The sequence below is a fragment of the Sphingobacterium chuzhouense genome (assembly GCF_014692525.1).
GTDB lineage: Bacteria > Bacteroidota > Bacteroidia > Sphingobacteriales > Sphingobacteriaceae > Sphingobacterium > Sphingobacterium chuzhouense.
Genome location: NZ_JACNYL010000003.1, coordinates 810,516 through 825,400 on the forward strand (window position 1 = coordinate 810,516; position 14,885 = coordinate 825,400).

The window sequence follows — 14,885 nt, forward strand, 5'->3', positions numbered from 1 at the left end:
TAGTGTTCCCATTGGATGGAAATATTAAATGTCAAACAAACAAAAACAGGTGCTTTCGATAAAATGAAAGCACCTGTTTGTTTTGCTGCCGAACTTTAGTTAAAGATTACTTATTATATCTTATAGAAAAATGTCCTAATCGGCTTGTTGATCCAGGAATAGCAATACTACCACCGTTTACTGACGTATTATTGATATTCAATAACCTAATTTTAATATTCGGTTTATTGAGAAGTTCATTTGGTAAATTATACGTGAACACCTTGAGTCCAGCGGTAACATTCTGTACCTGGTTCGCAGCAATTTGTCCAGAAAGCTGATACGCCGCGATTTGATTCCAGTTATCGCCATCAAGCGAATATTCTACCACAAAATCTCTAGGACCACCACCTGTACCCGTGCTGCTAATACTAACGGCCTCAAACTGCAAGAAAAGAGACGAAGTAATTCCCAGCGTAGAGACATTGTCCATTATCCAATACCTGCCCGTTCCCCATGAATTTACATTATATGAAGAATTGGCAATAATGGTATTAGCTCCCGGTTTGTCTCCCCTGTACTTATCGATGAGATATATCCCATTCAACGTATTAGCTGCATAAAATCCTGTACCTCCGTCCTTTTGAAGCGTCGCACTTGCAGATCCGGTTGTAGGCGGAAGGTTAGGTGTTCCATCTGGAAATCCTGTGGTTGGTTCAAGTTCCCATTCCACCAATATATTTGAAAACCCACTGGCTCGATTTGGATTAATGGCAATATCAGATTCCTCCAAATGACGAATAGCATATCCCCCAAAATTCCCGTATGCGCTTTCCGTTATTTTCACGACCATGCCGGTGATCGTTCCGGCGCCTTTCGGAACGCTTTTCCGACGATATTCAACATCACGGTTTGTTATCAGATGTGCAATACTACTCTGTATGTCTCTTATTGGAGCCGCATAATGTCTTGTCGCATAATCGGCATACGATTGTGTTACATAAAATTCGTGGAAATTAGCGTATCCGCCGTGTGGCATTGCAAATTCCACATCCTTTAGTGTAACGACAGACAACAGATGATCTTCCGTCAGATCAGCTATATATAAACGCTGTGGAGAGAAGCTGGCATCGGCTTCGCGCGACAATATATTGGCTGTACTTATGCCTCTTATAACCCTGTATTCGGTGCCACAGTCTTTAAACGAGGCTATTTGGGCTCCGTCTAAGAGCAAATGTATCTTATCGTATCTATTGAATGTAAGACTTTCGGTAGATTCAAACGCTATCGCCCTACTGTTTTCGTCTTGAATGATATAGGTATTATTTCGGAAGTTCTTGGATGTCCCTCTAGAAACGATATTTCCTACTACTGATATATTTTCATCTATTCCGCCCAATGGCAATCCGTTGACATAACCAAAATCTTTCTGTTCCGGCGGACCGTCATTTCCTGCAGCCATTTGTGTTATAGTTATTTTATCCCACACTTCTATGTCCTCGCCTCCCGTATCTTCATATGATAGAATAACGGTTGCGACCCGTTCCTCGTCCAACGTATTCAATGTTGTCTGGAATTTAAGAGCTTCCTGTTCTACATTCACACCAACTACCCAGCCGCTGCTTTCCTCTTTTTCATATATAATCTCTACGGCAATCGCCTCCGATGGAATATTACTATTTAATTTAATTTCATGGTTTCTAGGCCGTGATCCCACTTCCATCTCATTTTCCTCTAATGTAAGAAAAGGGTCACTAGATAACTGTGTGATTTTGATTTTATGATATTTTCCATCCTTAACCGTCACAATAAAAAACTCTACTGATCTGGCTTGAACAGCGTCATTTTCATCACACGTCAAACGTAATTGCCCGTCTCCTGTTCCAGCCGTATTTTCTACCTTTAGCCAAGCGACTTCTATTTCGCCCATTTTCCAAGACGTATTGGACGAAACATCAATAGATATCGAACCTCCGTCGGCCTTAACGACAGGATTCACATTGCTAATTTCTAACGTATCGGCCATCTCCATCTCTTTGCTACAGCTCATAAACGTAACAAGAAAAAGAAGTACAGATGCCACCGAAAAAACAGAAGGCAATATCTGTTTATAATATTTTTTATTTAGCATAATCGGTTGATTTGTTTATTTTTTTATTTCGATATATGTTGGATAATGATCTGAAAACTTATCCGTATACATCGACTGTATAATATCCGAATAGACTACTGTATTTTTAGCGTTATTGCTTACAAAAAGATAATCTAATCGCGCTCCTTCATTAGGTCCGTTCGTCGCTACATTATCAACTGGCCATGTGGGTTTAAACGTATTGTTGAGTAATGGATACGTATCATGAAAATTATATGTCTTCAACGTATTGGTAACCGTATGGTCTCTACCAGCATACCGGTATCCGGATCCGTAACTATCCCTGTCGAACGTATTATGGTCGTTGAAATCTCCTCCAATTATAACGGGAACGTCGGTGTATCCGGCGGCATCATCCATAATGATTTTTATTTCGTCTTTACGGGCAATTTGATGGACATTCCGTTCATTATCCAATTCATACGGGCAAAGGTGGATAGAAAACACTCTTATGCCATTTGTTTCACCCGTTACATAACCATGATGCAGCACGCCGGTTTGAACTACTTTTCGAATATCTTTAATTTCTTTTTTAGAAGTGATACCCGTCGGGATGCCCACCGTTTTTGTCAAAACAGCATAATCATGTCCATAGGTTTTAGCGAACGTTGCGAAGGAAGCATCTGTAAAATGCATCATTTCCTGGAGCAAAATAATATCGGGATCGTACAGTTTCACCCAATTGGCAAATTCTTGCCTCAATTGAGCATTGTTCTTAAATCCCTCCTGTATGTTATAACTCATTACTTTTAGTACATCTTGTTCAACTAAGGTTACCGCAATATTATTATCCTGTTTTTGTTCAATATTAAGTGCTATCTTCTTAGAATTATATCCTTTAGCCACAACAGTTGCATATCCTGTGGTGGTGTGGCTTGCGTCTTCGATCTGTATTACCCCATCTTCCTTTGTGAAGCCTTCGCCCACGCGGATATGCTTTGGTGCCAGTCTCCGATAAGATACTACATAAGCATCGTCAATAGGGTTACCCGCCTCGTCTGCTACGTGGAAAGTCAATAGGGTTCGATCTTCACCACTTCCAGGCGCAAAAGGTCCCGGATCAAACGCTATATCCCCCTTGCATCCTAGCGTTGTCAGAAATATAAAAAAGGCAAATGGCATTATATTCTTTATTTTCATTTTATTATTTTTCATTTTCTTATCCTCCTGTTTCAGCCCAACGATTATTTTGGGTCAAATTTTTATTCAATAATAATTCATCCAATGGTATCGGATACAAGTAGTCCTTATCCTCATCCCATTCCTTCGTTATATCAGGCAAATTGATAATCCGCCCGCCATTTCGACCATTTTCCAACACCAATTCTCCAAGTCGTTGGTATTGTCTGCCGGGCACGGGGGTAGGTGTATTACCCTCATAAATAACCAAATCGATTGTACCATTCCGATCCAGATCATATTCACCTGCACCCGGAAAATACATACCATAAAATGGCTTTGCTAGTCGCGCTCCTTCCTTCCAGCGCATAAGATCCCGGTAACGATGTCCTTCTTTAACAAGTTCAATACGACGTTCACGCCGAATTTCCAGGATAACACCTCTATTTGCTCCAGTTCCTACATTTGGATATTCGGAAATGAGATAAGGATCGGGATTTGTATTGGCCATATCTATATCGAGATTAGGCATATCTACACGGTCGCGTAATAGTTTGATGCTACGATTGACGTCTGCTTGCGAAAGTGTACCTAACTCTGCCTTAGCTTCGGCATAGTTTAATAGTACTTCCGCATAGCGGAATATCGGCATATCATTGATATTCCTACCCGCGTCATATGCGGGAGACAATACATATTTAACATATTGGTATCCGGTTACGCAGGTAGCAAAGTCTGGTACACTCACCTGGTTACTTCCAATCCGTCTATAACCAGGCGTACGGATAGTTTGGGCCAAGCGAGGATCTCTATTTTGTGTTTCTTCATAGAATTGCATCGTTCTATATCCGGGGATGTCCGTAAAACGGCTACCGTCTTTCATGAGATAGCTGTCTACTACTGATTTTTGCATACCAGGTCTGCCATACGAAGCGGAAAGGATATAAAAGTTAGCTGAATGGATTAATGGGATGGCCTCTGTATATTGGCGCGCCAAAATCATTTCCTCCGTTATTGCATTTTCCGCGATGAACAACTCTTGATAAGCGGCATTTGGATTACTTTTATAAATGCTATATACGCCTGCTTCCATCAGTTCTTCCGATGCTTTTACACATTCCTGTAGGATTTCTTCCCAGTCCCCCAAATCGTGATGTTTCCGGAACGTTCCTTCAAACAAGCACATGCGGGATTTCAACGCTAAGGCCGTCCACTTGGTAATCAATTGTGCACTTTTTTCCTGTCTACCGTTTGCAATAGCAAAATCGATATCCTCCAACATTTTTTCGAACACCAATTTCCGCGAATCGCGTGGCTTTAGAAGGCCTTCATCATCTGTTCCCAAAGCTTTCTCATACCAAGGTACATCGCCGAATCGTACTACCTTATCAAAATAGAAATACGCTCTAAAAAACCGAGCTATTCCATCATATAACAGTCGAGCCTGCTCGTCCGAACATTGATGAGAGTGTTCCAGGTAAATATTGATTCGACGTAATGCGTCCCAAGACCATCCCCCTCCACTACCGGGAGTGATACGTGTTCCCCGGAATTCGTCCGGCAAGGTATTACGTGCCTCATCATCAGCTTGATGTGGATTATTATAATGTATAGCTAATGCATCAGGCAATTCATTATAAAATGCATTGGTATAGTTCTGTAACTCCTGGGCATTACGAAAATAGTTTTCCGGTGCGAGTTCTGCCAAGGGATAACGCTCTAAATAACTGTCATTGCAGGATACCGCGAAACCAATTATACTTAAAGCAATATAACGGAATGTCTTTTTCATCATCTTTAATTTCTAATGCTGTTTACTGGATTAAAAAGTTAATTGTGCGCCAAACGAATAGATCTTGCCCATCGGATATGTTCGACCGGTTGGATCCGACATGACTTCTTCGGGATCCAGATAATCCGTTTTTAACTTTGTCCATGTATGCAGATTTTCACCTCCCACATACACCCTCAACCGATTTACCTTAATTCGGTCCATCCACTGTTGCGGCAACGTATACCCGATAGTCAGATTGCGCAGTTTTAAATATGCCAAGTCTTGCAAATACATATCATTCGCGACCGACAATTCCGAGTTCTGGGCTATATAGCCACGTAACAATGGGAAGTAAGCATTTGGATTCTCTGGCGACCATACCTTATTTGGAAAATCAACCGGGATAAACGAGTCGTATGGACGTGCATATACCGACCAAAAAGCCTGGCTTTCGAGGTTTGGATACCAATTTCTGCGACCAATACCTTGGAGGAAAACCGTCATGTCAATTCCATTCCAATTTCCACCTAAAGTCAACCCATAAGAATAGCGCGGCAGACTATTTCCGATGATTTTCCGGTCACCCGGATCATCCAAGGTATTGGCTCCGCTATTGATAATGCCATCCCCATTAATATCCATAATCTTAATGTCCCCCGCCTGCAGCATACGCAGTTCTTCTGTAGGCGCTTGCACCCTCCGACGGTTAATCTGGTCTTGGTCTACGATAGAAGCCCAAGCCTGTGCTTCCTCTGTCGTCTTAAAGAATCCCGCATAAGTATATCCCCAGATTTCTCCCCACTGTTTACCCACATAATGTGAACTGAGATGTCCATCGGGATTTTCAAATTTCGTAATATGCGCTACGTAATCAGATAATACTCCTCTTATATTATAAGAAAAAGGTTTCCCCGCTAATTGAAACTGGTCGTTCCATCCGATGGTAAAATCAAATCCTTTGGTTCGAAGATCGGCTGCATTCACCTGCGGCTCGGTCGCACCAAATACACCTGGCAGTTTCTGACCTAAACTAAGCATATCACGTGTATCCCGGATATAGAAATCCGCTTCTACTGACAAGCGGTTTTTCAACATATTGATATCCAAACCAAGGTTACTGGTCGTGATGCTTTCCCATGTCAACGTATTTGCTACCGGAGCAGGGTGGTTCGTTACCGGGAGTCGTTGGCCGTCTACCCCATAGTTAATCTGTCCTGTACCCATAGAAGAGATATAGGCATACGTATCGACCTCTTGATTTCCAAGTGACCCATAGGATGCCCTGATCTTCAAATTCCCTATCAACGGGCGTATATTATCGAAAAACGGCTCTTCGCTAAGACGCCATCCGGCAGAGAACGATGGGAAGAAACCAAATCGGCTGCGTTTGGGAAAACGGGATGTTCCGTCGTAACGACCACTTGCCTCAAAGAGATATTTTTCAGCAAAATTATAGTTAAATCTATAAAAACCACCGCGTACTGCCCATTCATCAGCACCACCCTTGAACTGTTTATTTCCGACGACTAGATCTAAGTCATTCAACGTTTCGGAAAGTAAATTATCGCCGATACCGCCGATGCGTTTGTATGTTCGGTCTTCTTGGTTAAAACCTGCAGTCACGCTAAGATTATGGTCACCAAAGCTTGTTTCGTAATTTCCAAAAATATTGATAAAGTTCCAATAGAATTTGGTCATGTGTTCATCCAATCGATCCGAACTGAGTGCGGCTAAATTATGACGTTCCATAACACCGGGAAATTTGGAATAATATTGTGGCGTAGACCGATAGGAATAATCTGTCCGATACTCCCGGTAGGAATAATTGGCTGTCATGGTCAAACCTTTTGCCAACTTGAATATTGCCTCTGTGGTATTGGTCATCTCCGTTCCATTGTTATAACCTTTCATTGTACCACTTTCCAAGGCATTATGAAAACCATAACCAATAGGATAACTATTGATTCCTGAATATCCTGTTAATGTACCGTCGGGATTTCGAGGTACATACGCCGGATGATATTGATAAATGGGGTCATTGCTTACATTGTTTGATACCTCATTGAAATTGGTAGCTAAGCCATGCCAATCATACGAAGACTTAAAGAAATGGGTATTGTTGCTGACTGTCAACCAGTCTTTTAACTCACTCTGTACCTTCGCCCGTAGGTTATATCTTCTGAAGTGGTCAGGATTAATGTTAAGAAGCCCTTGTTCTTTTGAAGTTGCTCCCGTTATTGAATATCGGGTCTTATCATTTCCGCCGGAAATCGTGACATTATGCTCCTGCTTTGGACGCTTATCGTTATATAAATAATTAAACCAGTCAAAATTCCCATAATAGCGATACATATCTTGCCCACTGGCATTTTGTTTGACAACTACCCACGGTCTATCGGGGTGTTCCGTCTTATCATTAACCCGTGCCCACAGTTCAGCGTAATCTTCCTCACTATAGCGTGTAGTTCCATATCCAAGGGCGTTGTACATCGCATCATCATTGATTCTGGCATTCCAATACCCCGATGTAATGAAATCGGTATTGACGGCATGTGTGGTATAGCCTACATTGGTCGTATATGCAATATTTGTTTTACCTTCTTTCGCGCTTTTAGTCGTCACTAATATCACTCCAAATGCTCCACGCGCTCCGTACACAGCTGCGGCAGAAGCATCTTTTAGCACCGTAACGGATTCCACATCATTTACGTTGACCCGATCTAATGTTCCCAGGATGCCATCAATCAGAATCAACGGCCCTCCCCCATTAATCGAAGTGGTTCCCCGCACGTTGACACCACCACTGGTACCCGGTCTTCCCGAACCGAAAGTTACATTAACGTTGGGAATAGCGCCTTGTAATGCTTGGCTAAGTTGCGTAACGGGACGCTGTTCAAAATCTTCACCCGAAATCTGGCTTACTGCCCCCGTCAAATTCACTTTTTTCTGCGTACCATACCCTACCACGACAACTTCATCCAGATCGGCAACTTCTTCTGCTAACTCTATCCCAAATACCTTGGTATCTCCGATACTTATCTCCTGCGGTCTATAACCTATAAGGGAGACGACCAAGACCTGTCCGTTTTCACCTACGATCTCAAATCGTCCATCTTCTCCTGTCATCGTACCTTTCGACGTACCTTTAATCGCTACGGTGGCTCCTGATAAAACTTCGCCTTTCTCGTTGCGAACAATACCCGAAATGGGGCGCTGCTGAACAGGTGGTACATAAGATTCTAAGTGGCTTTTGGTTTGATGGATTTTGTTGACGATAATGGTCTTTTCTTTTAAATTAAAATCAAAAGGCAAGCCTTTTAATAATAATTGCATCGCTTGTTCCAAGTTGGTTCTACTCGTCTTGATGTGAGCGACCTTAAAACCTTTGACTTCGTTATGTTTGTAAAAAAGGTAATATCCTGTCTGACGGCTAAACTCTTTTAGTGCGTCTTCTAGCGAAACATTACTACCTTCATAACTCACATGCTGGGAATAACCCTTGGCACTCAAAAGAAATGTTCCAAGAATCATAAATAATACTGTAAGTCGCATAACCCTAAAAATCTGTGAAGAATAAATTTTACAGAAAGGTATTTTCCGTAAACCGTTTAAATTCATATTTTTGATATAGTTAAGTAGTGAATTGATGTATCCGATTTTTCAATCTTACTATTTGATTATTTAGCGGTAGTATGGCAGTACTACCGTTTTTTTATTTTTTATTGTTTTCCTTTCATACATTTAGTTTTTTTGTCCAACCATCAGTTTTCTACCCTCAAGGGAAACATCTATATTTCCGTATGTTAATATGTCCAGCACTTTTTGAATATCTTCATTCCTTTTTATTTTACCGACAAATTCATCCTTTGGATACCCACCCGTATAGATAACTTCTACATCGTACCATCTGGCTAATTGTCGCATCAGTACGCCCAACTCTACCCGATCAAATTGGAATACCCCCTCTTTCCAAGCCATGATAGCTTCTATATCAGCTTTCGCTATTCTGTCCTTTCCATTTTTGTTCGTTATCATTTCAAAACCAGGCTTCAATACATGTTCTCGCTGTGCTCCTTTGACGCTGACGCTACCCTCTAAGAGAGATGTGCGAATATAAGGTTCATCAGCATACGCGTTGATATTGAACTTGGTTCCTAATACCTCAATTTGTTGTTGTGAAGCTTCGACACGAAACGGTCTGGAAACATCTCGTTGCACTTCAAAATATACTTCTCCTTTAATAGATACCTTTCTTTCTTCTTTAGAAAAGTTGGACGGAAACGATATGGAAGAAGCGCTATTCAACCAAGCTTTTGAGCCATCGGGTAGTATCACTTGATAAATACCTCCTTTCGGTGTTTCAATGGTATTATTAATCGAAGTCACACGGTCTGGATGCCCCATTATCTCAAAAGAAACCAGCCCATCATCCTGTTTTCGGATCACAAAACCATCTCCCTCTTCAATCACACCTTCCTCTTCATCGGTCAAAACAAATTGCTTTCCGTCCCCCATGGTTAATATGGCTTTATTTCCTCCGGGCAAAACATTTTCGGTATGGTTCACGATTTTTTCTTCTGCAATTTCGTCGGTATGGGGTGCTTGTTGACTTTGGTATATCACAAAAAAGCCCACCAGCAAGACAGCCGCCACGCTCGCCCAGACACGCCACGCTATCCTACGTTTTGTAATCTCTGGTCTTTCATCAATGATGCGTTCCCATAACTCGTCTTTTACCGCCTGAAGGTTACCTTGGTTGTTTTCAGAAATTCTTTTTTGAAGTTCATCGGCATACCAACGCTCCAAAAATTCTTTTTCTTCGGGCAAACATTTGCCGGAAATATATTTCTCTATTAATGCGTGAATTTCTTTCTCAGTCATATGGATTTATATCCTTTACGACTAAAAGACAAGATTCCCCCTATCGAGGTAGTAGAAAAAAATGCAAATAGTTTAAAAGAGGAAAGTTAATGCGACAAAAAGAATATAATAGAAGACAACCTCCAACTTAGACTTGAGTATCTTTAACGCATTGCTGACTTGCTTTTTCACCGTTTTGTCGGAGATATTGAGTTCTTCCGCAATTTCTTTATAGGTTTTGTGTTCATTGCGGCTCATTTCAAAAATTTGGCGCATCTTACTTGGTAGGGCGGCTATCTCTTCGGTAATCCGTTCCCGCACCAAATTTTCCCGCAATAGATAATCGGTTTGGTTTTCCCCCGCTTCAAAATACTGAACAAGGGAAAGTATATACTTCTCGTGAACCTTATGGTGAACATAGGTGTTCAGCACTTTATTGCGAGTGGCTTTGTATAAATACGCCTTCAAAGACAGTTGGATATTTAAATCTTCTCTTTTGTCCCAAAGCTCCACAAATATTTCTTGTACAATATCCTTTGCCGTATCATCGCAGGAAGTCATAGCCTTGGCCTGTGCGTACAGACTTTCCCAATAGCGTTCATAAAGCTCTCGGAAGGCTTCCGTTTTTCCTTTTTGAACGAAAGACAACAAAAGTTTATCTTCAAGGGGTTCGTACATTATAACATACTTGTTTAAAAATGGTCGGTGTATCTGTGACCAAAAATATATCTTTTTTCGATACGAAAGAAATATTTTTATATGAACTGGATGTTAAGGGGATCTTATTTTAGTATAAAATATAATTCCGGAAATGATAAAAAACAAACGATTCACCCTACCATCTTCCGTTTGGCTAAAAAACCATCATAGGTATAAGCGTTGTAGGGCAATATCTTTTGTGCCGCATATTTCGCTACAAAACATACGATCAAAATAGGTAAAAACAATTCAAACCCATTGGCAGCTAATCCGCAGACTAGGAAAAGAGCGGTAAATGGGGCATAGATCGATGCCGACAACGTTGCCGCTGCTCCTGCTAGGATGAAGTTGATCAGAATAAGGTTAGTGCCAAAGAATGTATTGCAACATATAGCAAAACCCAGTCCTAATAAGGCACCTGCGGCGATACTCGGAGCAAAAACCCCTCCATCTCCGCCTGCCCCAAGGGTTAGGGAAGCTGCTAAAGGCTTCAGAAGGACAACCAAAAAAAGTATTCCCAAAGACAACTGTCCTCCCGTTATTGCGGTATCGACCACCCCTTTCAGACCGTGGTAGCTATCGCCATACAACAGCGGAAAGCAAAAAATTAATCCTCCGACAATTAGTGCGCCGAGATTAACGCGTATAAAGTTGTTATTGATCTGTGAGAAAAACATTTTAATACGTGTAACTAGCAACGTGAAATAGATGGACAGCAATCCGCACAGCACACTTAAAAGGATAAAAAAAGGTAATGCACTCGTATACCAATCTTGGACAGTATAGGTGAAAAACGGATGATTATCAAAAAAATGAACAAATATCCCGGAGGTGATTGCTGCTGTGGTGCATGCCAGAAAAAGTGTCTTATTGAATGTTCTAGCGACGACTTCCATAGCAAAAAGCCAACCCGCAAACGGACTCCCGAATAATACCGCCACACCTGCAGTTACCCCAGCACAAATTAATTCGCGTTTGTACATCTTGGCAACACCTCTTTTTTCATAAACAGCATTACCAATAGATGCAGTAGCGACTACAGTGGATACTTCCACCCCAGTCGAGCCACCAAAGACAACCGTCAAAAAACCATTGATATAATGAGACGGGATCTTAAATAATGGGAGATGGTCTTTTCTGTCGTCTAACGTTTTGAAAATTTCCGTGAGCCCCTTATTCTTACGGTTGTGGAACAACCATTTCCGTAGAAAATAGATAGCCGTAATGCCTATACTTGGAAATAACAGAAAAAACCACGTATTTGTATTGGAAATCCATTCTAGCATTCGAATTTCTACCCATTCGGTGGCGTGTTTTAATGTATAGGCCAGTAAACAACAAACTAAAGCTATCCCTAGCGAAACTACTGTAAGTTTCCAGTAATGTTGTTTGATAATCTTATTTCTATCCACTTACCTTACCTTACCTTTTCTTTTCTATATTATTGATTTTTTTCCGAATAGCATAAGTTGCGTGTATCACCAGTGAATAAATGCTATTTTCGACAAAGGACGGAATAAATATAGAATACTGCTACATCTATCTAAAAAAAGCTTTCCAAAATTTTTGGAAAGCTTTCTCAAGTTATTTATTGGATTGTAAGGATTTAACAACCAATTGTTGCTCCATTGGGAATAACCGCATCACGCTTAATGACCACGATACCATCATGTATGGCATGCGTTGAAAAATCACCATCAGGTAGATGTATACCGCCTTTTATGCGTACATCATTTCCGATTCGGCAATTCTTATCAAGGATAGCATTTTCGATATAGCATCGCTCTCCCACACCTATCGGAGGCGGTTGTTGTGTATTTCCTAATGTAATAACCTCTTCGAGATCCTCATAATGATCTCCTCCCATCATATAGGTAGATTTAATGACCGTCCCTTTTCCTATACGCGATCGTACACCAATAACGGAACGTTCTAACTTATCACCATTCAAGATACAACCATCCGCCACAATGGTGTTATTTAACGTTGTACCCGAAATCTTCGAGGGTGGTAACATCCTTGCACGTGTAAAGACGGTTTCGTCAAATAGGTTGAAATCCGGGACATCATCTGTCAATCCGATATTGGCATCAAAAAAGGAACGGATAGTTCCAATGTCTGTCCAATACCCATCGAACTGATAACTTAATACTTTTTGGTTTTCAATGGCATCTGGTATAAGTTCCTTTCCGAAATCCATTCCCGGGTTTTCCGCAAGCATTTGTCGCAATACGCCTTTGGAGAACACGTAAATTCCCATCGAAGCCAGATAAAGTCTTCCTTGTCGTTGCATATCCTCCGACACTTCGGAGGCCCAGTTCAAGACCTCTTCACTGTCTGGCTTTTCCGTAAAAGAAGTAATCTCATTCTCCTCATTCGCCTTTAAAATACCAAACCCTGTCGCATCTCTAGCGTTGGACGGAATAGTGGCTATAGTAACGTCACCACCATTCTCCACATGAAAATCAATCAAGGACGAATAGTCCATTTGATACAGTTGGTCTCCCGACAAAATCAGTACATAATCGTAGTCGACATTCACTAAATTTTTCTGTGTACGTCGAACAGCATCAGCCGTACCCTCAAACCATCGGTCTCCCTCCAAGGTTTGTTCGGCAGCGAGTATGTCCACAAAGCCTTTGCTAAAAATACTGAAATTGTAAGAATTCTTAATGTGCTGATTCAGCGACGCGGAATTGTACTGCGTCAAGACGAAAATCTTGTTATATCCGGAATTCAGACAATTGGAAATGGGAATGTCGACCAAACGATACTTCCCTGCGATAGGAACTGCTGGCTTAGAGCGCTGTTCTGTCAATGGGAAAAGGCGTGTTCCGCGTCCTCCTCCCAATACAATCGATACTACTTTGTGTGCCATACCATTTAAATTTATAACCGGTTATACAAATTGATATATTGTTGAGCAGATTTATCCCAAGAAAAATCCAACTCCATTTCCTTTCTCCGAATTCTTTGCATTTTTCCGCGCTGCCCGATATAATCTAAGGCACGTTCAATGGTCGAAACAGCACCTTCCGGGTTAGCATCCGGAAAGAGAAAACCATAACCATTTTTCTCGCTTACATCCCGTACGGTATCATTTAACCCCCCTATTCCGCGGACGATGGGAATAGTACCATATTTCATGGCATACAACTGGTTCAATCCGCAGGGCTCCACGCGAGACGGCATTAATATCATATCTGCAGCGGCGTATACCTCATGCGCCAATGCTTCATTATAGCCAAAGAACGCTGCTAAACGACCCGGATATGCTGCCAATAATGCCTGTAAATTGGCTTGAATCTGTGCATCACCTGAACCTAAGATAAATATACTGATTTTATTTTCATTATTCGAAAAAATATTTACAACAATTTCAGGCAATAAATCCGCCCCTTTCTCCGTAGCAAAACGCCCAATATAGGTTAACAGCGGTAATGTTTCATCTAGACCATATTTTTCACAAAGCGCTTTCTTATTTTTCGCTTTCCCTTTTTTGCTGGACTCAATATCATAGTTAACCGGTATCAATTTATCCTCTGCCGGATTCCAATATGCGTCATCGATTCCATTGACAATACCATAACCTTTTGCTGCTTCCGAAAAGAATAAACTTTCCAATCCATTTGCCTGTCCGTACAACTCTTGAAGATACCCCTCACTGACGGTCGTAAAAGCATCACAACACTTGATAGCTGCCGCTAGTGGATTGATGAGCCCGTCCCAATCTAATAGCCCCCATTTCCACGTATCAAATGCGGGCAACAGAATCCCCTTGTTCCAATTCATCCAGCCTTGGTATTGACCGTTATGCACGGTAAATACAGTTTTCACCTTTTCAAATTCTTTAAAGTCAACAGCATGCTTCGTCAAAAATGGGATTAACCCTACATGATGATCATGACAGTTAATAACATCGGGTTTAATCTCACTGTTTTTAAGCCAATCTAAACATGCATGTTGAAAAGCTATCCATTGTTCTGCTTCGTCCGGATAGCAATATACTTCCTGTCTATCCAATTTACCGGGTATGCGAATGAGGTAAAGGGGGAAGCCTAAACTATCCTCGGTTTCCTTTAACACCTCATAGTGCAGTTCTTCCGATCCCTGAAAAAAAGAGCCTTTCGCAATTGATGAAAAGTCGTTGTCACGTGTAAAAGGCCTATCGTAGTATGGACATAACACCCATGCATCGATACCGAGTTTACGCTGATATCTTGGCAATGCACCTACTACATCAGCCAATCCGCCTACTTTCGCTAAGGGAAAACATTCCACACTTAAATGTATTACGTGCAT

The 14,885-nt window shown here is 41.3% G+C and carries 9 protein-coding genes; all 9 read right to left on the reverse strand.

Features of this window, described 5'->3' with window-relative positions:
- Nucleotides 1–106 precede the first annotated feature (106 nt).
- A complete protein-coding gene (locus H8B21_RS15580; RefSeq protein WP_190314661.1) occupies nt 107–2,110 on the reverse strand; it encodes a DUF5689 domain-containing protein in 2,004 nt (667 codons plus the stop codon).
- 15 nt (nt 2,111–2,125) lie between these two features.
- Nucleotides 2,126–3,286, reverse strand: coding sequence for an endonuclease/exonuclease/phosphatase family protein (locus H8B21_RS15585; protein ID WP_190314662.1), 1,161 nt, complete (start codon nt 3,284–3,286; stop codon nt 2,126–2,128).
- Between the two features lie 4 nt (nt 3,287–3,290).
- Complete coding sequence (locus tag H8B21_RS15590) at nt 3,291–5,045, reverse strand: RagB/SusD family nutrient uptake outer membrane protein (RefSeq protein WP_223815067.1); 1,755 nt, start codon at nt 5,043–5,045, stop codon at nt 3,291–3,293.
- Nucleotides 5,046–5,072: 27 nt separating this feature from the next.
- The gene (locus H8B21_RS15595; RefSeq protein WP_190314663.1) at nt 5,073–8,555 is read right to left on the reverse strand and encodes a SusC/RagA family TonB-linked outer membrane protein; all 3,483 of its coding nucleotides are present in this window, start codon (nt 8,553–8,555) and stop codon (nt 5,073–5,075) included.
- A gap of 210 nt (nt 8,556–8,765) precedes the next feature.
- Nucleotides 8,766–9,905: a FecR family protein gene (locus tag H8B21_RS15600; protein WP_190314664.1), complete on the reverse strand. Its 1,140-nt coding sequence runs from the start codon at nt 9,903–9,905 to the stop codon at nt 8,766–8,768.
- Between the two features lie 72 nt (nt 9,906–9,977).
- Nucleotides 9,978–10,562 carry an RNA polymerase sigma factor gene (locus H8B21_RS15605; protein WP_190314665.1) on the reverse strand — a complete coding sequence of 195 codons (585 nt, stop codon included), beginning with the start codon at nt 10,560–10,562 and terminating at the stop codon, nt 9,978–9,980.
- 152 nt (nt 10,563–10,714) lie between these two features.
- Nucleotides 10,715–11,995: a chloride channel protein gene (locus H8B21_RS15610; RefSeq protein ID WP_190314666.1), complete on the reverse strand. Its 1,281-nt coding sequence runs from the start codon at nt 11,993–11,995 to the stop codon at nt 10,715–10,717.
- A 194-nt stretch (nt 11,996–12,189) separates the two neighbouring features.
- The gene (locus H8B21_RS15615) at nt 12,190–13,461 is read right to left on the reverse strand and encodes a glucose-1-phosphate adenylyltransferase (protein WP_190314667.1); all 1,272 of its coding nucleotides are present in this window, start codon (nt 13,459–13,461) and stop codon (nt 12,190–12,192) included.
- An 11-nt stretch (nt 13,462–13,472) separates the two neighbouring features.
- On the reverse strand, nt 13,473–14,885 hold the full coding sequence (locus H8B21_RS15620; RefSeq protein ID WP_190314668.1) for a glycogen synthase: 1,413 nt from the start codon (nt 14,883–14,885) through the stop codon (nt 13,473–13,475).